This is a genomic window from Streptomyces sp. NPDC042259 (assembly GCF_055582085.1).
In genome coordinates this window covers 210,173-231,410 of sequence record NZ_JBVJDW010000004.1, presented here as the reverse complement: position 1 = coordinate 231,410, position 21,238 = coordinate 210,173, and the positions used below count along the sequence as shown (strand labels likewise).

The window sequence follows — 21,238 nt, the reverse complement described above, 5'->3', positions numbered from 1 at the left end:
ATCGACGGCTAAGGCCGGCCCTCCCCCGTGGGGCCGGCCTCGGAAACCGAGGCGATATAGCCGTCGGGCCGCACGAGCAGGCTCTCCCCCCGCGCGTCCGTGCGCGTCACGGTGATGACGTCCGCCCCAGCCACCACCGGCACCCCCTCACCCTCACGCCCACCGGAAGCCGCACCGCGCGGCAGTACCCGGACGTGCCGGCCGGCGCGCAGCGCCTCGTAGAGCCGCGTCGGGCCGTCCCCGGACTCCACCAGGGGCAGATCGGGGGCGCGGCTCCCGACGAGGGGGTGGGCGCCGGGCGGTGCGGGGTAGCGGATGCCGAGGCCGGAGACGAGCATGGCGGGACGGCGAGCCGCCCACGGCACGAGCCGGAGGGCGACGGCCGCGCCGCGCCGCAGCCCCCGCACGGCCGTCGAGCCCGTCAGCGCCATCCGCAGGATGGCCCCGCTCAGGCGCAGGACCATGGTGCCCACCGGGTGCCGCTCGTCCTGGTAGGTGTCGAGGAGGGCGTCGTCGGCACGGCCGGCCAGCACGGCGGCGAGCTTCCAGCCGAGGTTGGCGGCGTCCTGCAGCCCCGCGTTCATCCCCATGCCACCGGCGGGCGAGTGGACGTGCGCGGCGTCGCCCGCGAGGAAGACCCGCCCGTCGCGGTAGCGCGGCACCTGGCGTTCATCGCTGTGGAAGCGTGAGGTCCAGCGGGCGTCGTGGGCGCCGAAGTCCGTACCGAACGCGGCCCGGGTCACGGCGCGCAGATCGTCCAGCTCGACGGGCGCGTCGGCGGGCAGATCGCTGCCGCGCTCCCAGGCGATGAGGCGGTACCAGCCGTCACCGAAGGGGATGACGAAGGAGAAGCCCTCGTCGACGCCTTTGAACGCGGGCGTCACCCGGGGCGGGGCGGCGAGGCGCACGTCGGCCATCATGACCGACCGCAGGACGGACTTGCCGGGGAAGGGCATCCCGAGCGTCTGCCGCACGGTGCTGCGCACGCCGTCCGCGCCGACGACGTACCGGGCGCGGAGGGTCGCCGCCTCGCCCTCATCGGAGACCTCGTCGGCGGTGTGCGTCCGGACGTCCACGTCGACGCCGTCCGCGTCCTGTCGCAGCCCCACGACCTCGGTGCCGCGCCGGATCTCGGCACCGAGCTTGAGGGCCCGCTCCTCCAGCACCCGCTCGGTCTCGTACTGCGGGGTCATCAGCACACCGGGAAAGCGGCTCGGCAGGGCCGACAGGTCGAGCCTGGCCTTGCCCAGGAGCCGCACGGACGAGATGAACACGCCGGTGGCGAGCAGTTCCTCGGCGATCGAACGCGCGTCCAGCACCTCCAGGGTCCGGGCGTGGACGGCGAAGGCCCGGGTGAGGTTCGACTCCCGGGCCCGCCGCTCCAGCAGCACGACCCGCACACCGGCGGCGGCGAGATCGCCGGCCAGCAGAAGCCCGGTGGGCCCGGCGCCGACCACGAGGACGTCGGCGGTGGGCTCGCTACGAGAAGTCATGGCAGCTCCAGGTGTCTCGGTCCTTCCAGTGCACACCCGGACCCCGAGTATGTCAACGGTCGTTGAATTAATTCCGGGCACGCCGATCCGGCCGTGGAGCGGAGGGTGACCGTGGGGCGGAGGGTGACGTCAGGCCGGCAGGGCCGAGGCGAGGAACGGCTCGACCACGCGGCGCCAGCCGTCGGGCTGGTCGTAGTGGACGAGGTGGCCCGCGTCCGGCACCTCGGCGTAGACGCCGCGCGGCAGGACGCGCACCATCTCCTGGGCCTCGGCGCGGCCCAGCTCGCCGTCGAGACCGCGCACGACGAGGGCCGGGCACTCGACGAGCGCCAACTCCTCCCAATGCGCGTCGTGGACGTACGTCTCCCGGGCCAGGAGCATCTGCCGGCGGGAGAACAGCGGCCGCCAGCCGTCGGCGCGCTCGGCCGCCACCTCGGCGTAGAAATCGCCACGGGCCGGGTTGGGGCGCTCCAGCGTGGGGTCGTCCTCGCCGAACCACTTGCGCACGTCCGCGAGCGTGGCGAACGGCACCGGCCAGGAGCGGAACCACTCGCCCCACTCCCGCTGCGTCGCCGCGCCGAGCGCGGAGGCCCGCATGTCGCAGACGACCAGGGCACGGACGAGGTCGGGACGGCGCGCGGCCAGCTGCCAGGCCGTGAGAGCGCCCATGGCGTGCCCGACGAGGGTGACGGGGGCCAGACCCAACTCCTCGACGGCGGCCTCGGCGTCGGCCACATAGGCCTCGCGGGTGTACGGGCCGTCGGCCGGCTTCTCGCTGCGCCCGTGCCCCCGCTGGTCGAGGGCGACCGCGCGGTGGCGCGTGGAGAGCCAGCGGGCCGTCTCCGCCCAGTGCGAGGCGCGGCCCATCAGCCCGTGGAGCAACAGCACACCGCTCGGACCACCGCCGCCGAACGGGCCGCCCGCCTTCGGAGGGTCGGCGAACTCCCAGGCCGCCAGCCGCACCCCACCGCTTCCGCTCACGTCGATACGCCGCACCATGAGTCCTGGCACTCCCACTTCTCCCCCGAGCAGCCCTAGGTTATGGAACACCTCTTCGAATGAGCCGATATCGCGCGCAACACCCCTCGTTCGAGTGACCATGCGGCAGGATTGGCCGCCCGCACCCAGGGGAGACATCGATCTGGGCGCGGACCGCTCGGGGAAGAAGGTCCGCGAGGCGCACCCTGGGAGCTCGGGGCTCCGGGTCGCCGCGGGGGAGCACGGGGAGGTGGGGCCCCGGCGATCTGAAAAGTCGCCGGGGCCCTTTGCACTGCGTGCGGCGAGCGCACGACGTGCGGCCGGTGCACTGCGTGCGGCCGATGCCCTGCGTGCGGCCGATGCCCTGCGTGCGGCGGGGTGCGTGGTGGCTGTGCGGCCCGCTGGCCCCATCGAACCCTCCCCAGGTCGGTGGCGCGTGGGCATATGCGTCAGCGCCAGCGTGGCATGCCGAGGGGGCTGGGCGTATCGATTCCGCTGACTCCGGTCGGAATCAAGGAAGTTGACCGACGGCCTTGCGGCGGCCTCCGGCGGATCTGCGGCTACCGGCCCGTGCCGCCTGCGGCGGCAGGCGCCTCTCGCCTGGCCGGCGGTTCTCCGACTGCGGGCCGGCCCGTTGCCGCCTGCGGCGGCGAGCGCCCTGCGGGCGCGTCCTCAATCGCCGGACGGGCTGAATTTCAGCCCGTCCGGCGATTGAGGACAGAGCACAGCAGCCCGTCCGGCGATTGAGGACACCGCCTACCTCCCAGCGGTAGCTGGGGGAGCTTGAGGACGCCGCCCACGCAGCGGAAGGGCTCGGCCGGAACCAGGCCATGCGTGGGGGTGACGGCCGGCCAGGCCTAGCGCTTGGCTACGAAGACGTGCGCGGCGATGTCCGCTTCCAGCTCGGCGGCCTCGCCGCCGCTGCCGACCAGGACGCCGCCGGGCGACTCGGTCACGCTGACCACCGCGCCCGGCTGGACGCCCGCGCGCCGCAGGGTGTACATCAGCTGGGCGTCCGTCTGGATCGGCTCGCCGATGCGGCGGACGACGACCGTCTTGCCCTCGGTGCCCGGCTCCAGATCCATCAGGCTGACCATGCCGGCGTTGAGGAACGGGTCGGCCTCGGCCTTCTCGCCCAGTTCCTCCAGGCCCGGGATGGGGTTGCCGTAGGGCGACTCGGTCGGGTGGCGAAGCAGCTCCAGCACGCGGCGCTCCACCGCCTCGCTCATCACGTGCTCCCAGCGGCACGCCTCGGCGTGCACCTGCTCCCACTCCAGACCGATCACGTCGACCAGCAGGCACTCGGCGAGCCGGTGCTTGCGCATGACGCGGGTGGCCAGTCGGCGGCCCTCTTCGGTCAGCTCCAGGTGGCGGTCGCCGGCGACCGAGACCAAGCCGTCCCGCTCCATGCGGGCCACGGTCTGGCTCACCGTCGGGCCGCTCTGGTCGAGCCGCTCGGCGATGCGGGCGCGCATGGGGACCACGCCTTCCTCTTCCAGCTCGAGGATGGTGCGGAGATACATCTCCGTGGTGTCGATCAGTCCGGACATGTGTGCCCCTCGATATGTCGTGCGCTGGCCCTGGACTCAATTCTGACGCATACCACCGACAACGGTGCCGCGTACGGCGTCGGCGCGGACGCCGTATTGACAGGGCGCTGGTCAAGACCGCAACGTGATCCGCGCCACGAGCGTACGCACCGGTCGTGCGCACCCCCCACGCACCACCGGATTCCGAGCTAAGGAGCCCCGCAGCGATGAGCGAGAACAAGCTGGCCGGGCAGTTCTTCGACGCCGCGATCGGGCTGCTCCAGCGGGCTCGCGACGAGGAGGCAGACCACATCGCCGCCGCCGGGACCATGCTCGCCGACACGGTGGTCGACGGCGGGCGGCTCTTCGTCTTCGGTGCCGGGCACTCCTCGCTCCCCGCCCAGGACGTCGTCTACCGGGCGGGCGGCCTCGCCCTGATGAACCTGCTCGCCGTCCCCGGGGTCGTCGGCGTCGACGTCATGCCCGCCACGCTCGGCAGCGCGCTGGAGCGGGTGAACGGCCTGGCCGGAGCGGTCCTGGACTCCAGCCCCGTACAGCCCGGCGACGTCCTGATCGTCATCTCGCTGTCCGGCCGCAACTCCCTGCCGGTGGAGATGGCCATGAACGCCCGGGCCCTGGGGCTGAAGGTCATCGGCGTCACGTCCCTCGCCTACGCGGGGCAGACCAGGTCCCGGCACGTCTCGGGCACCTTCCTCAAGGACCACTGCGACCTCGTCATCGACAGCAAGATCCCGCCGGGGGACGCGGAGCTGACCTCCGACGGCATCGCCGCCCCCTTCGGCCCGGCCTCCACCGTCGTCACCAGCGCCCTGCTGCAGGCCGTCGTCGCGACCGCCGCAGGTGAGCTGGCCGCTCGGGGCATCGACCCGCCCATGCTGCGCTCCGGGAACGTGGACGGCGGCCACGAGTGGAACGGCCGGGTGATGGCCGAGTACGGGGACCGGATCTTCTTCCGCCATTAGCCCAATCCAGCCCCTGGGGGTACCTCCCAGCGGTAGCTGGGGGAGCTTGAGGACGCGCCCGCAGGGCGCTCGCCGCCGCAGGCGGCCAAGACGGCCCGCGGCCGGCGAACCGGCGACCAGGCCAGACGTGGCTGGCCTCAGCCGACAGGCTTACCGCACCAGTCGGCCGCGGCCGCGGCCTCCGCCTCCGCCGTCGCCGCCAGGTCGATCGACGCGGCCACCCGTGAGGCGACGTCCTCCGCGTAGGTCGCGTCCGCGCGGTCGAACGGGCGGCGGGAGGGGCCGCGCAGGAAGGTGACCGCTCCGAGCGTGCGGCCCCGGCTGCGCAGGACCGTCGCCAGGGCGTGTTCCGTGCCGTCCGGCCACTTGCGGTCCGGTGCCCAGCCGTCCGTGCGGTCCGAGCCGGCCCGCACCGAGCCGCAGCGCTCGACCGCCTGCAGTGCCGGGTGCCCGTCCGCGTAAGGCACCGGCAGTCCGCTCAGGGCCGCCGCCGGGCACGGACCCGGCGCCCCGGCGGGCGTCGCGGCGGTCCGCAGCAGCCGCACCGGGCCTTCGGGGGCGGCCATCGGTTCGGGCAGCAGATCGATCACGGCGTGGTCGGCGAAGCCCGCGAGGGCGAAGTCCAGGTAGAGCGCCGCGCCCTCCATCGGGTCCTCGCACTCCGCGACCGCCCGGCCCGCCCGGTGCAGCTGATTGCCCCGGAACCGCAGCCGGGCGCTCTCCTGTTCGGCCAGCCGCGTCTTCGTCACGTCGAGGAACAGCCAGGCCACCCCCAGCGGCACCGGCTCCTCCGCGAGCGGGGAGGCCAGCCGCAGGAAGCCGCTGCGCCAGCAGCGCCGCTCCGACGCCGCTCCGGCGGCGTCCCGCAGCGTCACCCACAGGTCCGTGGGCGCGGGCGGGGCGCCGGCCGCCAGTACATGCTGGAGGGCGCCCTCCAATTCCTCCACGCCCTGGTGCAGGAGATCGCCCAGCGGCCGGCCGAGCAGGGCCGTGCGTCCCGTGCGCAGGGCCCGCGCGGCGTGCGCGTTGGCGAGGGCAGGGCGCAGGTCCGCGTCGACCAGCACCACGCCCCAGGACGCGTCCCCGAACAGCCCCTCGCTCAGCGCGATCGACCGCTCCAGGTCGATCTGCGTGTGCACCTCGCTGAACGCGCAGTACACGCCCTTCGGCCTGCCGTCCGCGCCGGGGACCGCCGAGGTCTGGACGCGGACGAGGACCCGGCCGCCGTCCTTGGTGAGCAGCGCGAACTCGTGCACCTGCCGCCCGGGCGTCTCCAGCACGCCCAGCAGCCGCGCGGTGACCTCCTCGGCGTCCGCCGGGCGCACGGCCCAGCCGGCCAGCCCGTGCCGTCCGACGGCCTCCGCCGCCGACCAGCCCAGAATCCGTTCGGCCTCGCGGTTCCAGTGGGTGACCGTGCCGTCGGCGTCGAACGCGCACAGGGCGGCGTCCATGCCGTCGAGGAGCGCCGCGAGGAGGCCGGAGTCGTCGCTGCCGGCGGCGGCCCCGGTCCCGGTGCGGGTTCCGGGGCGGGCGGGGCCGGACGGGTGTGGAGCGGTCACGTGGTACCCCCTGCTGGACGCGTCTGCATGTCCTGCACGACGGGCTATTCAACTCGACCGTGCCCGGCACCACACCGTCTTCGGCGAAATCGGTGCCACGGGGAAATTCGCTTGTCGTCCACGGGGCCGTTTTCTAGGCTGTGGGTACACGAGAAGGGAGGTGGTTCGGGACATGATTTCAGTCCGGACGCGTGAGGTGACCGCGGGCTAGCGCCCGTCGTCGCGCACAGCGCAACGCCGGCTCCGCCGGCCAATTCCCAGCAGTCACCCGATCCGTGGGCCGCCGAGTCGTCCGCTCGGCACCGCCGCGCCGCGAGGCACGGCGGTAACCGGCCCACGGATCGTCTGCGTTCCGGCGGTGCCTGCCGCCGCCCGCTACGGGCAGAGCCGCTCGATCCGCCAGCCGGGGTCCCCGGCGGCCCGCACGTACCGGAGCCGGTCGTGCAGCCGGTTCTCCCGGCCCTGCCAGAACTCCACGGTCCGGGCCGTCACCCGGAAGCCTCCCCAGCCCGTCGGCACCGGCACCGGTGTGCCCTGCGGGTAGCGCGCGGCCAGCCGCTCGTACGCCTCGTCGATCTCGGCGCGCGAGGCGGCCACCGTGGACTGGGCGCTGGCCAGGGCGCCGAGCTGCGAGCCGTGCGGGCGGGAGCGGAAGTAGGCGGCCGTCTCCTCCTGCCCGACCCGTTCGGCGGTGCCGGTGACGATGACCTGGCGGGCGACGGGGTGCCAGGGGAAGAGCAGCGAGACGTGCGGGTTGGCCGCCAGTTCGACGGCCTTGCGGGAGCCGTAGTTGGTGTAGAAGACGAAGCCGCGCTCGTCGTAGCTCTTCATCAGCACGGTCCGGGAGCTGGGCCGTCCGGCGGCGTCCGCGGTGGAGACGACCATCGCGTTGGGCTCGTGCAGCCCGGCGGCGACGGTCTCCGCGAACCAGCGTGCGAACTGCCCGTACGGGCTGTCGGCGAGGTCCGTCTCCAGGAGACCGCCGAAGCGGTACTGCGCGCGCATCGCGGCGGGGTCGAGATCATCGGCGTGGGACACGCGGACATCTTGCAACACGGGCCGCCCGCGGGGATACGGCGCACGGGAGCGGGAACGGCGGCCTGAGCCGCTCATCCTCCCCCGTGCGGGGGCCCCGTAACCCCGCCGCGGGCGAAAGGCGCACTGTGCCGGACATCACCCTTCCCCGCGTCCGGTGAACCCACCAAAATCACTGAGCGGGAAGCTGTGGCAGCCACGCACCACCGGCTATCGTGTCCGGCCTGGGCGGACCCGGCTTCCCACCGAAGCCCGGTGCGCCGGCCGGGCGGGTACCGGGCGGAGAACCGGGCGTCGAGCCGGGTGAGGAACAGCCGCACGGGGCATGACCGGGTTGACCGAATCGGACCGCGAGCCGCGCCGCGCAGCCGCGTAACCGCTTCGGGGCCGCCAACAGCAGCCGTAGCAGCAGTCAACGGCCACCACCGTGGCCGGCAGCCGCTTGTCACACATCACGAGGAGCCGCCTGATGTCCGACTTCGTACCCGGGCTCGAGGGAGTCGTCGCGTTCGAGACGGAGATCGCCGAACCCGACAAGGAAGGCGGCTCGCTGCGCTACCGAGGCGTCGACATCGAGGACTTGGTGGGCCAGGTGTCCTTCGGGAACGTCTGGGGCCTGCTGGTCGACGGCGCGTTCAACCCCGGGCTGCCGCCCGCCGAGCCGTTCCCGATCCCCGTCCACTCCGGTGACATCCGGGTCGACGTCCAGTCGGCGCTGGCGATGCTCGCCCCCGTCTGGGGCCTGAAGCCGCTCCTCGACATCGACGAGGCCACGGCCCGGGACAATCTGGCGCGGGCCGCGGTGATGGCGCTGTCGTACGTCGCCCAGTCGGCGCGCGGCCAGGGGCTGCCGATGGTGCCGCAGAAGGAGATCGACAAGGCGGAGACCGTCGTCGAGCGCTTCATGAAGCGCTGGCGCGGCGAGCCGGATCCCAAGCACGTCAAGGCCGTCGACGCCTACTGGACCTCCGCCGCGGAGCACGGCATGAACGCCTCCACGTTCACCGCCCGCGTCATCGCCTCGACGGGCGCGGACGTGGCGGCGGCCCTGTCGGGCGCGGTCGGCGCGATGTCCGGCCCGCTGCACGGCGGCGCGCCGTCCCGGGTCCTCGGCATGATCGAGGAGATCGAACGCACGGGCGACGCGACGGCCTACGTCAAGCAGGCCCTGGACCGCGGCGAGCGCCTCATGGGCTTCGGGCACCGCGTCTACCGCGCCGAGGACCCCCGCGCCCGCGTTCTGCGCCGCACGGCGAAGGAGCTGGCCGCGCCGCGCTTCGAGGTCGCGGAGGCCCTGGAGAAGGCCGCCCTGGAGGAGCTGCACAACCGCCGCCCGGACCGGGTCCTGGCCACGAACGTCGAGTTCTGGGCGGCCATCGTCCTGGACTTCGCGGAGGTCCCGGCGCACATGTTCACGTCGATGTTCACCTGCGCCCGTACGGCGGGCTGGAGCGCCCACATCCTGGAGCAGAAGCGCACGGGCCGCCTGGTCCGGCCGTCGGCCCGCTATGTGGGGCCGGGGACGCGCGACCCGCGCGACGTCGAGGGTTACGACGACATCGCGCGCTGACCGGCGCCGCCCGTACGGCCCGCTCCCTCCCGGGGGCGGGCCGCGTGCCGTTTCGCGGGGCCGTCAGCGCAGCACTCCGTCCAGGATCCGCGCCCACTGCTCCACCACGCGTTCCCGCCGGGCGGAGTCGTCGGTCAGCAGGTTCGCGAGCCCCAGTCCGCGTGCCATGTCCAGCAGGCCCTGCACGGTCTCGCGCACCCCCGGGCGGGCTTCGTCGGCCCCCAGGAGGTCCACCGCCATCCGGTGCGACTCCCGCCCGACGCGGGCCTCCAGGTCCGTCACCCGGGGCCGCAGCTGCTCCTCGTGCGCGGCCGCCGCCCACAGTTGCAGCGCCGCGCGGAACAGCGGGCCGGTGTAGAGGCCCACCAGCGCGGCGACCACCGCCCGGGTGCGGTCCGGGCCGCCGCGTGGCATCAGCGCCCGCAGCGCCGCCGACCGCTCCTCCGCGACGTACTCCACCGCCGCCGTGAACAGGTCCTCCCGGGTGGGGAAGTGGTGCTGGGCCGCGCCGCGTGACACCCCGGCCCGTTCGGCGACCACCGCCACCGTCGACCCCGCCCAGCCGAACTCCGCCAGGCACGCGATGGCCGCCTCCAGCAGCCGCCGCCGGGTGGCCCGGCTGCGGTCCTGTTTGGGCGCGCTCACCGTGCCCATACGGGGTCCCGCCGCTCCAAGAACGCCGTCATTCCCTCCCGCGCCTCCGGTGACGCGAACAGCCGCGCCGACCGTCCGGCCATCGCCTCCGTGTCGCGGTCGAAGGCCCGCAGGACGTCCGCCGTCACCAGCCGCTTGGACTCGGCGAGCCCTTGCGGCGAGGCCCGGCGCAGCCCGTCGAGCACGGGGGCGAGCGTCTCGTCCGGGTCCCCGGCGAGGGTGATCAGCCCGATCCGGGCCGCTTCCCCGGCGTCGAACCGCTCGCCCGTCAGGTAGTACCGGGAGGCGGCCCGCGCGTCGAGGCGCGGCAGCAGCGGCAGCGAGATGACGGCGGGTGCCAGCCCCAGCCGCGCTTCGGTGAACGCGAACGACGCGTCCGCTCCCGCCGCCGCGATGTCGCACGCCCCCAGCAGCCCGAGCCCGCCGGCCCGTACGTGCCCGGTGACGCGGGCGACGACCGGCTTGGGCAGTTCCACGACGGCGCGCAGCAGCCGGGCCAGCCCCAGCGGGGCCGTCGCGTCCGATCCGGCCTCGCTCAGGTCGGCGCCCGCGCAGAAGGTGTTGCCGGTGTGTGTCAGCAGTACGGCACGCGTGTCCGCGTCCTGGCCGGCCCGTGCAAGGCCGTCGTGGAGTTCGGCCACCAGCCGGGCGGAGAGCGCGTTGCGGTTGTGCGGGGAATCCAGGGTCAGGGTGGTGATGCCGTGCTCGTGGGAGCGGCGGACCAACATCCGCGAACCACCTTTCCTCAGTACGACTTGGGCAGGCCCAGCGTCCGGTGCGAGACGTAGTTGAGGATCATCTCGCGGCTGACCGGCGCCACCCGCGCCACCCGGGCCGCGGTGATCAGCGAGGCGAGCCCGTACTCCGAGGTCAGCCCGTTGCCACCGAGGGTGTGCACCGCCTGGTCGACGGCGTGGACGGCGGCTTCCGCGGCCGCGTACTTCGCCATGTTGGCGGCCTCGCCCGCACCGGCGTCGTCGCCCGCGTCGTACAGCGCGGCGGCCTTCCGCGTCATCAGCCGCGCCAGTTCCAGTGCGATGTGCGCCTGTGCCAGCGGGTGCGCGACGGCCTGGTGGGCACCGATCGGCCGGTCCCACACCTCGCGGGTGCGGGCGTAGTCGACGGCCCTGGTCACGGCGTACCGGCCCATCCCGATCGCGAAGGCGGCGGTCATGACGCGCTCGGGGTTGAGCCCGGCGAAGAGTTGCAGCAGGCCCGCGTCCTCGTCACCGACGAGCGCGTCGGCGGGCAGCCGCACCCCGTCCAGCACCAGCTCGAACTGCTTTTCCGGCGCGGCGAGTTCCATGGCGATCCGGCGGCGGGAGAACCCGGGCGTGTCACGGCCCACGATGAACAGACAGGGCTTGAGCGTGCCCGTCCGGGCATCCTCGGTCCGCCCGACGATGAGGGTCGCGTCAGCGATGTCCACACCGGAAACGAAGACCTTGCGGCCGGTGAGGATCCAGTCGTCGCCATCCCTGCGCGCCGTCGTGGTCAGCCGGTGGGAGTTGGACCCGGCGTCCGGCTCGGTGATCCCGAAGGCCATCTTCGTCGTACCGGCCGCGAGCCCCGGCAGCCAGGCGCGTTTCTGCGCGTCCGTGCCGAAACGGGCGATGACCGTGCCGCAGATGGCGGGCGAGACGACCATCATCAGCAGGGGGCACCCGGCGGCACCCAACTCCTCCAGCACGATGGCGAGTTCGGTGACGCCGCCGCCTCCCCCGCCGTACTCCTCGGGCAGGTTCACCCCGAGGTAACCGAGCTTGCCGGCCTCCGCCCACAGCTCGTCGGTGTGTTTGCCGTCGCGTACGACGGAGGCAAAGTACTCCCGCCCGTAGCGAGCGCCCAGCCCGGCGACGGCGGAGCGCAGATCACGGTCTTGCTCGGTCTCGACGATGGCATGACTCATGACGTGGTCTCCCGGGTGGTGACGACGGCGAGCAGGGCTCCGACCTCGACCTGACGGCCGGGGACGGCGTGCAGAGCGGTGAGCGTGCCGTCGGCTGGCGCGACGACGCGGTGTTCCATCTTCATCGCCTCCAGCCACAGCAACGGCTGCCCGGCCCGTACGGACTCCCCCACGCAAAGGCCCGGCGCGACCCGGGTGACGGTGCCGGGCATGGGGGCGAGCAACGAACCGGGCTCGGTACGGGTGGTGGGGTCGGGGAAACGGGGCAGGGCGGTGAAGGCGAAGGAGCCGAGGGAGGCGGAATCCACGTAGACGCTCCCGCTGGGGTAGCGGGCCACCTCGAAGTCCCGCCGGACCCCGCCCACGTCGAGAACGACGCACTCGGGAGCGGCGGACACCAGCCGGACGTCGTCGAACCCCTCGGCGAAGAGCCCGCCACGCCCCAGCCGATAGCGGACCTCGACCTCGTCATCGCCGACGCGGTAGCGCTTGACCTGCGGCTGGGAGGGAATGTTGCGCCAGCCGCCGATGCGGTGCGGTACGGATGTTTCTCCCACCCGCCCGCCCTGGGCATCCGGGGGTTGGCCCCCCAGGGCCCCCACGCGCCGCGCGGCAGCGTCGGCAAGGGCAGCGGCCAGAGCGGCGAGCCGCAGCGCGCCACCCTCGTCGGCACAGGTCAGCTCGTCGAGATACCGATCATAGAAGCCGGTGTCCATCGCCCCCGCGAGGAACTCCGGGTGCCGGAGGGACCGTACGAGCAGCGAGCGGTTGGTCACGGGCCCATGGATACGGGCGTGCTCCAGCTCGTAGGCGAGCCGCCGAACAGCTTCGTCCCGCGTGGGAGCCCAAGCGATGACCTTGGCGAGCATGGGGTCGTAATGAACACCGACGACGTCACCGTCCTCGACACCGGAATCAACACGCAGACTGGGGGCGCTGACGGCCGAGGAAAGGCCCAGGCGATCGACCGGGCCGTCCAAGCGGTGCTCCGCGCCACCAGCAGCCGAGAGGTCACGGGAGGTGACGGGGTCGCAGGGGTGGGGGTCCGGGATGCTGCCGTGTATTTGCGGGCCCAAGTTCGGGGCGACCAAGGGATTCCGGGTTCCGGGCCCGTAAATATACGATCCCGGACCCCCGCCCCGGAGGCCCCGGCGCCGGACCCCCCACGCACCGGCCCCCACCGACAGCCGGTGCACCACACCCGCCCAAGGCCGCCACGACCGCGCCGGATCCTCCGCGTACAGCCGGGCGGACACCGCGTGTCCCACCGGGGAAGGCGGCGCGCCCAGCGCCGCCCCCTCCGCGACCCGGATCTGGAGCGCCACCAGATCCACCCCGTACACGCACTCGGTCACCGGATGCTCCACCTGCAGCCGCGTGTTCATCTCCAGAAAGAACGCCCGCCCACCCGGCGACACCAGGAACTCGACCGTCCCGGCCCCCCGGTAGTCGACCGCCGAGGCCGCCGCCACAGCGGCCGAACTCAACGTCTCCCGCAGCCCTTCCGGCAGCCCAGGCGCGGGCGCCTCCTCCACCACCTTCTGGTGCCGGCGTTGAAGCGAGCAGTCACGCGTACCCAACGTCCACACCGTCCCGTGCGCGTCGGCGAGGATCTGTACCTCCACATGCCGCCCGCCCTCCACGTACGGCTCGACGAACACCGACGCGTCCCCGAAGGCGGCGGCGGCCTCGGCGCGGGCGGAGGTCAACTCGCCGGGCAGGTCGGGAAGGTCACGAACGACCCGCATCCCCCGCCCCCCGCCGCCGAAGGAGGCCTTGACCAGCACCGGCAGATCGGCGGCGGCGACCGAGGCCGGCTCCAGGGACGACAGCAGCGGCACCCCCGCCGCCGCCATCAGCGCCTTCGCCCGCGTCTTGGACGCCATGGCCGAGATAGCCGACGGCGGCGGCCCGATCCACACCAGCCCGGCGTCGGTCACGGCCCGCGCGAACCCGGCGTCCTCGGAGAGGAAGCCGTACCCCGGGTGGACGGCGTCCGCGCCCGCCGCGCGCGCGGCCGCCACGACGAGGTCGCCCCGCAGATACGTATCGGCCGCCGCCGACCCCGGCAGTCGCACGGCGGCGTCCGCCTCCCACACGTGCGCGGCGGATTCGTCGGCGTCGGAGTACACGGCGACCGTGCCGATGCCGAGCGACCGGCAGGTACGGAAGACGCGGCGGGCGATCTCGCCACGGTTGGCGACCAGCACTGAGCGGATCACGGTCACGACCTCACATCCGGAAGACGCCGAAGCCACCGCGCGCGCCCTCGACGGGCGCCGTGTGGATCGCGGACAGGCACAGCCCCAGCACGGTCCGCGTGTCGCGCGGGTCGATGACGCCGTCGTCGTACAGCCGCCCGGACAGGAACAGGGGCAGCGACTCCGACTCGATCTGCGCCTCGACCACGGCCCGCAGCCCGGCGTCGGCCTCCTCGTCGTACGGCTGCCCCTTCGCGGCAGCGGACGCGCGGGCGACGATCGACAGCACTCCGGCGAGCTGCTGGGGGCCCATGACGGCGGACTTGGCGCTGGGCCACGCGAAGAGGAAGCGCGGGTCGTAGGCCCGCCCGCACATCCCGTAGTGCCCGGCCCCGTAGGAGGCGCCCATGAGGACGGACAGGTGCGGCACGCGCGAGTTCGACACCGCGTTGATCATCATCGCGCCGTGCTTGATGATGCCGCCTTGTTCGTAGTCACGGCCGACCATGTAGCCGGTGGTGTTGTGGAGGAAGACCAGCGGGATGTCCCGCTGGTTGGCGAGCTGGATGAACTGCGCGGCCTTCTGCGACTCCGCGCTGAAGAGGACACCTTGGGCGTTGGCCAGCACGCCGATGGGGTAGCCGTGCAGCCGGGCCCATCCGGTCGTCAGGCTGGCCCCGTACAGGGGCTTGAACTCGTCGAAGTCCGAGCCGTCGACGATCCGGGCGACGACCTCGCGGGGGTCGAAGGGCACCTTCAAGTCGCCGGGCACGATGCCGAGCAGCTCGTCCTCGTCATACCTGGGAGGCTCGGCGAAAGAGACCGCGTCAGGGTGCGCCTTGTGCCGGTTCAGGCGTGCCACCACCCGCCGTGCCTGGCGCAGCGCGTCCGGCTCGTCGACGGCGAAGTGGTCGGCGAGGCCCGAGACGCGGGCGTGCATGTCCGCGCCGCCGAGCGATTCGTCGTCGGATTCCTCGCCGGTGGCCATCTTCACCAGCGGGGGTCCGCCGAGGAAGACCTTCGCCCGGTCCTTCACCATGATCACGTGGTCGGACATGCCGGGGACGTACGCGCCGCCCGCCGTGGAGTTCCCGAAGACCACGGCGACGGTCGGGATGCCGGCGGCGGAGAGCCGGGTCAGGTCCCGGAAGAGCGCCCCGCCGGGGATGAAGATCTCCTTCTGGCTGGGCAGGTCCGCGCCGCCGGACTCCACGAGGCTGACGCACGGGAGCCGGTTGGCGTAGGCGATCTCGTTGGCGCGCAGGGCCTTCTTGAGGGTCCAGGGGTTGCTGGCGCCGCCGCGTACGGTCGGGTCGTTGGCCGTGATGAGGCACTCGACGCCCTCGACGACGCCGATGCCGGTGACGAGGGAGGCACCGACGGTGTAGTCGCTGCCCCAGGCCGCGAGGGGGGACAGTTCGAGGAAGGGCGTGTCGGGGTCGAGGAGCAGTTCGACGCGTTCGCGGGCGAGGAGTTTGCCGCGTGCGCGGTGCCGGGCGGTGTACTTCTCGCCGCCACCGGCGACGGCCTGGGCGTGCGCGGTGTCCAGCTCGGCCAGTTTGGCGAGCATCGCTTCGCGGTTGGCCGTGTACTCGGGGCTCGTCGGATCGAGCCCGGACGCCAGCAGGGTCACAGCAGCACCTCCGGTATCTCCAGATGGCGGGAGCGCAGCCATTCGCCCACCGCTTTGGCCTGCGGGTCGAAGCGCGCCTGGGAGGCGACGCCGTCGCCGAGCAGCCCGTAGACGGTGAAGTTGAGCGCGCGGAGGTTCGGCAGGAGATGCCGTTCGACGGCGAACCCGCCTACCTCCGGCAGGAGTTCGGCGAACCGCGCCACGGTCAGCTCGTGGGCGAGCCACCGCCAGGCGGCCTCGGTGCGGACCCACACGCCGACGTTCGCGCTGCCGCCCTTGTCCCCGCTGCGGGCCCCGGCGATGAGCCCGAGGGGGACACGGCGGGTGGGGCCGGCGGGGAGCGGGGCGGGGAGCGGCTCCTCGGCGGGAAGCGCGACCGGCACGGCGGCCGGGGACGGCGGCAGCACGGGGACGCACGTGCCGTCCGGGAGGACGGCGGTGTGCGGCACCTCGCCGGGGTCCACGTACGCGGCCTCGAAGACGCCGTAGGGCGCGCCCTTGCCGGGCGGGGCGGTGAGGTGGAAGCCGGGGTAGCCGGAGAGGGCCAGTTCGACGGCGGCGGCGCTGACGGCCCGGCCCACGGCCTCGGGGTCCCGGTCGCGCACGACGAGCCGCAGCAGCGCGCTCGCCTCCTCCTGGACCGGCGCGTCGGCCCGGTCCGTCCGGGCGAGGGTCCACCGGACCTCGGCCGGGCGGGACGTCGCGAAGACGGCCTCGAACTGGTCGCGCACCAGGGCCGCCTTGGCCTCGATGTCGAGGCCGGTCAGGACGAACACCACCTCGTTGCGGAAGCCGCCGATCCGGGTGAGGCCGACCTTGAGCGTGGGCGGGGGGGCCTCGCCGCGCACCCCCGAGATCCGCACCCGGTCCGGGCCGTCGGGGGTCAGCCGGGCCGTGTCCAGCCGGGCCGTCACATCGGGCCCGGGGTAGCGGGGGCCCGCCGTCTCGTACAGCAGTTGCGCGGTGACCGTGCCGACGGTGACGGCACCGCCGCTGCCGGGGTGTTTGGTGATGACGGCCGAGCCGTCGGCGTGGATCTCGGCGAGGGGGAAGCCGGGGTGGCGCACGTCGTGCTCGCGGAAGAAGGAGTAGTTGCCGCCGGTGGCCTGTGCGCCGCATTCGAGGACGTGTCCGGCGACGACCGCGCCCGCGAGGGGGTCGAGGTCGGCGGCGGTCCACCCGAAGTGCGCGGTGGCGGGCCCGGTGACCAGTGCCGCGTCGGTGACCCGGCCGGTCACGACGACGTCGGCGCCGGCCCGCAGACACGCGGCGATCCCCGCGCCGCCCAGGTAGGCGTTGGCGGTGAGGACGCCCTGGTCCCACGGGCGCGCCTCCAGCAGGTCGTCCCCGGTGACGTGCGCGACCCGGACGGGCACGCCGATCCGCCGGGCCAGCTCCTCGATCCGCCGGGCGAGGGCGGCGGGGTTGAGCCCGCCCGCGTTGGTGACGATCTTGACGTTCCGGTCGGCGGCCAGTTGGAGCCCTTCCTCCAGCTGGGCGAGGAAGGTCTTGGCGTATCCGAGGCCGGGGTCCTTCAGCCGGTCGCGGCCGAGGATGAGCAGGGTGAGTTCGGCGAGGTAGTCACCGGTCAGTACGTCGAGGGGGCCGCCGGTCAGCATCTCGCGCAGGGCGTCGAAGCGGTCGCCGTAGAAGCCGGAGGCGTTGCCGATGCGCAGCGGGGGCGGCGGGGTCACCGGGCCGCCTCCCCGGGGGCGCGGCCGGGGCCCGGCGGGCCGGCGAAGGCCTGGACGATGTCCAGCCAGCGGTCCGCGTCGGGTCCGGTGACCCGAAGGGCGAGGTCGGCGCGGTGGGCGCGCCGGGTGGCCAGCAGACAGAAGTCCAGGGCGGGGCCGGTGACGCGCTGGGCCGCGTCGTCCGGCCCGAACGTCCACCGGGTGCGTCCGTCGGGGGCGAGGAGTTCGACCCGGAACGCCTCCGTGGGCGCGGGGAGTCCGCGCACCGCGTACGCGTGGTCCCGGGCCCGGACCCCCATCCGCGCCACGTGCCGCAGCCGGTCCGTTCCCGCGCGGTGGACGCCCAGCGCGTCGGCGACGTCCTGGCCGTGCGCCCAGGTCTCCATCAGCCGGCCGGTGGCCATGGAGGCGGGGCTCATGGCCGTCCCGTACCAGGGCATTCTGACCGCCTTCGGCATCGCCGCCAGCGTTGCGGCCAGCTCCACGCGCCCGGCGCGCCAGCGTGCCAGCAGCTCGCCGGGCGGCGCCTGGGCCCCGGCCCGCGCGGCCTCGTCGACGAAGGTCTCCGGTGCCGCGAGGGCCTCCTCGGCCTCGCGGGCGAAGCCCTCGGGGTCGGTGGCGGACCGCATGGCCCGCTCGTCGGTCCACGCCAGGTGCGCGATCTGGTGGGCGACGGTCCACCCCGGGGCGGGGGTCGTCCGCTGCCAGCCCTCGGCGGTCAGCTCTCCCACCAGTGCGTCCAGCTCCGCGCCTTCCGCCCGCAGGTCCGCGAGTACGTCCGCGAGTACATCCGCCGGGTCGGCCACGCCGCGCTCCCCTCGAAGGGTCAACTCCTCATGGACAAGGCGAGTTGACGAAGCATCAGCCCTGTCGTCACGCCCGTCGTGAGCGTGGCAGGGGACCGGGAAACAAGCAAGCGTGCTTGCATTATTTTCGGCCGTCCTCACCGCCGGGCGCACCGAGCGCCTCCGCGAGGACCTCGGCGAGATGCCGCCCGCGCCGCCCGGCGAGCTGGTCGAGCTGGGTGCGGCAGGAGAACCCGTCCGCCAGCACCTCCGCCCCTTCGGGCGCTTCCCGCACCGAGGGCAGCAGCCGCTCCTCCGCGCAGGCGACCGACACGTCGTAGTGCCCCCGCTCGAAGCCGAAGTTCCCGGCGAGACCGCAGCAGCCGCCGCTCAACGCGCCGGTCAGCCCGGCGCGCTCGCGAAGGCGATGCTCGGCCGCGTCACCCAGGACGGCGTGCTGATGGCAGTGCGTCTGGCCGACCACGGGCCGGTCGAGACGCGGGGGCTCCCAGGCGGGGGCGCGTTCCTCGATCACCTGGGCGAAGGTCCGCACGGCCGAGGCGAGGCGTGCCGCGCGCGGATCGTCGGGCAGCAGTTCCGGCAGGTCGGTGCGGAGTGCGGCCGTACAGCTCGGCTCCAGGCCGACGACGGGCAGCCCGGCGGCGAGGGCGGGTGCCATGACGTCGAGCATCCCGCGCATGACGGCCCGGGCGCGGCCCAGTTGCCCGGTCGAGACCCACGTCAGCCCGCAGCACACCGCCTTCGGCGGCACGACGACGCGCAGCCCGGCGGCCTCCAGCACGGCCACGGCCGACCGGCCGACGGCCGGGGACAGGTGATTGGTGAAGGTGTCGGGCCACAGGACGACGGTGCGCTCGCGTGCGGGGGCCGGACCGGCGGACACCGCGCGAGGGCGGTGCGCACGCTCCCCGGCCCCGACCCCGGCCCCGGCCCCGGCCGGGCCGCGCCGCCCGCCCGCGCCCCCGGCCTCCGCCGCCGCGCTCCGCGCCCGCCACCAGCGGGTGAAGGGTTCCGGGGCGAGCTCCGGGAGCGCCCGTTCCGCCGCGATCCCCCCGATCCGCTTGGCGAGAGCAGCCACCGGGCCCACACCAAATGCCGCGTTGACGACCGGGGCGATCCGGGCGGCCCCCGCGACCCGCAGCCACACCGGCAGCCATCCCATGGCGTAGTGCGCGGCGGGGCGGAGCCGGCCCGCGTAGTGGTGGTGGAGGAACTCCGCCTTGTACGTGGCCATGTCCACCTCCACCGGGCAGTCACCACGGCACCCCTTGCACGCCAGGCACAGGTCGAGCGCCTCCCGCACCTCCGTCGAACGCCAGCCGTCCGTGACCACCCCGCCCCGCCCGCCCGCGAGCATTTCGTACAGCAGTCGCGCGCGCCCGCGCGTGGAGTGCCGCTCCTCGCGCGTCACGCGGTACGACGGGCACATCACGCCGGCCCCCGGGCCCACGGCCGTGTCCCGGCACTTGGCCACCCCCACGCACCGCCGCACGGCCGCCGTGAAGTCGCCGCCGTCGCGCGGGTAGCCGAACTCCACCGGCACCGGCCGCCTCGGCAGTACCGAGAAGCGCAGGTTCTCGTCCAGGCGGTGCGGGCGGGCGAGGATGCCGGGGTTGAGGCCGCCCGCCGGGTCCCACAGGTCCTTGACGCGCTCGAAGAGGGCCACCAGCTCCGGCCCGTACATCCGGGGCAGCAGTGCCGCCCGCGCCTGCCCGTCCCCGTGCTCGCCCGAGAGCGAGCCGCCGTGCGCGACGACCAGATCGGCCAGGTCACCGGAGAACTCCCGGAAGCGGCGCACCCCCGCCGCGCCCAGCAGGTCGAAGTCGATCCGTACGTGCACGCAGCCGTCGCCGAAGTGCCCGTAGGGCGCGCCACGCAGCCCGTGCTGGGCCAGCAGGGCGCGGAAGTCCCGCAGATACGCGCCGAGCCGGGCCGGTGGCACCGCGCAGTCCTCCCAGCCCGGCCATGCCTCGCTGCCGTCGGGCATCCGGGTCGCGGTGCCGGCGGCCTCCTCCCGGACCCGCCACAGGGCCCGCTGTCCGCCCGGATCGGTGACGACGGTGTGCCCGGCCGCGCCGTCCGCGACCGCCACCCGGCCCAGTGCGGCGGCCCGCGCCGCCGCCTCGCCGGGCGTCGCCCCGCCGACCTCGACGAACAGCCACGCGCCGCCCTCGGGCAGCCCCGGGACGTCGCCCACCAGGTCGGCGGCCATGCCCTCGACGGTCAGCGGCCCGTGCGGCAGCAGCAGCGGCGCCGCGTCCGCCGCGCCGCTCTCGTCGGCGTACGCCAGCACCGCCAGGGCCCTGGCGCCGGGCGTCTCCACGAGGCGCAGCGTCGCTTCCGTCAGCACCCCGAGCGTGCCCTCGCTGCCGGTGAAGGCCCGCGCCACGTCGGTGCGCCGCTCGGGCAGCAGCGCGTCCAGGGCGTATCCCGAGATCCGCCGGGGCAGCTCGGGGAAGCCGGTGCGCAGCCGTGCCAACTCCCCGTCCACCAGGGCCCGCAGGCCGTCCGCGAGCCGTGGCGGCAGACCGTCCCAGCCCTGCCCGAGCCGGGCCCGTTCCCCGTCGTAGGTGAGGACGTCGAGGGCGCGCACGTTGTCGGCGGTGGTCCCCCACGCCACGGAGTGGGCGCCGCACGCGTTGTTGCCGATCATTCCGCCGAGCGTGCAGCGGGCGTGCGTGGAGGGGTCGGGCCCGAACGTCAGCCCGTGCGCGGCCGCCGCCGTCCGCAGCTCGTCGAGGACCACACCGGGCCGCACGACGGCCGTACGGGCCTCCGGATCGATCCGGACGATCGCGTTCATGTGCCGGGTGAAGTCGAGCACCACCCCCACGCCGGTGGCCTGCCCGGCGATCGACGTCCCGCCGCCGCGCGCCACCACCGGCACCCCGCGCTCGCGGCACACGGCGAGCGCGGCGGCGACGTCGTCGGCGTCCTTCGGGGCGACGACGCCCAGCGGTACGCGGCGGTAGTTCGAGGCGTCCATGGTCGTCAACGCGCGGGCGGCGGCGCCGAAGTCGACGTCACCCCGGACGGTGGCGCGGAGCGCGGCCGGCAGTCCATCGTGATCAGCCATGGATCCAGCCTGCCCGAAGGGGCCGCCGCCACCCGGGAAAGAACACCGGCATCCGGCGGGGCGCACCGGCGCCCCGGGGGAACACCCGGACCCGGGACCGGACGCCCGTCCGCCACTT

The 21,238-nt window shown here is 74.1% G+C and carries 15 protein-coding genes; 2 read left to right on the top strand and 13 right to left on the bottom strand.

What is annotated here, in order from left to right:
* Nucleotides 1–8 precede the first annotated feature (8 nt).
* From ACZ6MA_RS13300 to ACZ6MA_RS13290, 3 genes are all read right to left on the bottom strand, one after another.
* A complete protein-coding gene (locus tag ACZ6MA_RS13300; RefSeq protein ID WP_469433455.1) occupies nucleotides 9–1,493 on the bottom strand; it encodes an FAD-dependent monooxygenase in 1,485 nt (494 codons plus the stop codon).
* Between the two features lie 129 nt (nucleotides 1,494–1,622).
* Entirely contained in the window at nucleotides 1,623–2,492 is an 870-nt protein-coding gene (locus ACZ6MA_RS13295) for an alpha/beta fold hydrolase (RefSeq protein WP_469433453.1), read from the bottom strand.
* Nucleotides 2,493–3,328: 836 nt separating this feature from the next.
* Nucleotides 3,329–4,021, bottom strand: coding sequence for a metal-dependent transcriptional regulator (locus ACZ6MA_RS13290; protein WP_469433451.1), 693 nt, complete (start codon nucleotides 4,019–4,021; stop codon nucleotides 3,329–3,331).
* Nucleotides 4,022–4,227: 206 nt separating this feature from the next.
* Between ACZ6MA_RS13290 and ACZ6MA_RS13285 the strand changes: the two genes are divergently transcribed.
* Nucleotides 4,228–4,983, top strand: coding sequence for an SIS domain-containing protein (locus tag ACZ6MA_RS13285; RefSeq protein ID WP_469433449.1), 756 nt, complete (start codon nucleotides 4,228–4,230; stop codon nucleotides 4,981–4,983).
* 137 nt (nucleotides 4,984–5,120) lie between these two features.
* On the opposite strand, the gene ACZ6MA_RS13280 is transcribed toward ACZ6MA_RS13285, so the two are convergent.
* Together ACZ6MA_RS13280 and pdxH are read right to left on the bottom strand one after the other, a co-directional pair.
* The gene (locus ACZ6MA_RS13280) at nucleotides 5,121–6,542 is read right to left on the bottom strand and encodes a PAS domain-containing protein (RefSeq protein ID WP_469433447.1); all 1,422 of its coding nucleotides are present in this window, start codon (nucleotides 6,540–6,542) and stop codon (nucleotides 5,121–5,123) included.
* 375 nt (nucleotides 6,543–6,917) lie between these two features.
* Entirely contained in the window at nucleotides 6,918–7,547 is a 630-nt protein-coding gene (gene pdxH, locus ACZ6MA_RS13275) for a pyridoxamine 5'-phosphate oxidase (protein WP_469434086.1), read from the bottom strand.
* Nucleotides 7,548–8,046: 499 nt separating this feature from the next.
* Here pdxH and ACZ6MA_RS13270 point away from each other — a divergent pair, with 499 nt between their 5' ends.
* Nucleotides 8,047–9,147: a citrate synthase 2 gene (locus ACZ6MA_RS13270; RefSeq protein ID WP_469433445.1), complete on the top strand. Its 1,101-nt coding sequence runs from the start codon at nucleotides 8,047–8,049 to the stop codon at nucleotides 9,145–9,147.
* A gap of 63 nt (nucleotides 9,148–9,210) precedes the next feature.
* Here ACZ6MA_RS13270 and ACZ6MA_RS13265 read toward each other — a convergent pair whose 3' ends face one another.
* From ACZ6MA_RS13265 to ACZ6MA_RS13230, 8 genes are all read right to left on the bottom strand, one after another.
* The gene (locus tag ACZ6MA_RS13265) at nucleotides 9,211–9,801 is read right to left on the bottom strand and encodes a TetR/AcrR family transcriptional regulator (RefSeq protein ID WP_469433443.1); all 591 of its coding nucleotides are present in this window, start codon (nucleotides 9,799–9,801) and stop codon (nucleotides 9,211–9,213) included.
* Nucleotides 9,789–10,529 carry an enoyl-CoA hydratase family protein gene (locus tag ACZ6MA_RS13260; protein ID WP_469433441.1) on the bottom strand — a complete coding sequence of 247 codons (741 nt, stop codon included), beginning with the start codon at nucleotides 10,527–10,529 and terminating at the stop codon, nucleotides 9,789–9,791. The genes ACZ6MA_RS13265 and ACZ6MA_RS13260 overlap by 13 nt, the downstream gene beginning before the upstream one ends.
* A 17-nt stretch (nucleotides 10,530–10,546) precedes the next feature.
* Entirely contained in the window at nucleotides 10,547–11,710 is a 1,164-nt protein-coding gene (locus ACZ6MA_RS13255; RefSeq protein WP_469433439.1) for an acyl-CoA dehydrogenase family protein, read from the bottom strand.
* The gene (locus ACZ6MA_RS13250; RefSeq protein ID WP_469433438.1) at nucleotides 11,707–13,932 is read right to left on the bottom strand and encodes an acetyl/propionyl/methylcrotonyl-CoA carboxylase subunit alpha; all 2,226 of its coding nucleotides are present in this window, start codon (nucleotides 13,930–13,932) and stop codon (nucleotides 11,707–11,709) included. The genes ACZ6MA_RS13255 and ACZ6MA_RS13250 overlap by 4 nt, the downstream gene beginning before the upstream one ends.
* Before the next feature lie 10 nt (nucleotides 13,933–13,942).
* Nucleotides 13,943–15,586 carry an acyl-CoA carboxylase subunit beta gene (locus ACZ6MA_RS13245; RefSeq protein ID WP_469433436.1) on the bottom strand — a complete coding sequence of 548 codons (1,644 nt, stop codon included), beginning with the start codon at nucleotides 15,584–15,586 and terminating at the stop codon, nucleotides 13,943–13,945.
* Nucleotides 15,541–17,238: an acyclic terpene utilization AtuA family protein gene (locus tag ACZ6MA_RS13240; protein WP_469433434.1), complete on the bottom strand. Its 1,698-nt coding sequence runs from the start codon at nucleotides 17,236–17,238 to the stop codon at nucleotides 15,541–15,543. The genes ACZ6MA_RS13245 and ACZ6MA_RS13240 overlap by 46 nt, the downstream gene beginning before the upstream one ends.
* Nucleotides 17,235–18,044, bottom strand: coding sequence for a TIGR03084 family metal-binding protein (locus ACZ6MA_RS13235; RefSeq protein ID WP_469433433.1), 810 nt, complete (start codon nucleotides 18,042–18,044; stop codon nucleotides 17,235–17,237). The genes ACZ6MA_RS13240 and ACZ6MA_RS13235 overlap by 4 nt, the downstream gene beginning before the upstream one ends.
* 121 nt (nucleotides 18,045–18,165) lie before the next feature.
* On the bottom strand, nucleotides 18,166–21,120 hold the full coding sequence (locus ACZ6MA_RS13230; protein ID WP_469433431.1) for an FAD-binding and (Fe-S)-binding domain-containing protein: 2,955 nt from the start codon (nucleotides 21,118–21,120) through the stop codon (nucleotides 18,166–18,168).
* Nucleotides 21,121–21,238: the final 118 nt, after the last annotated feature.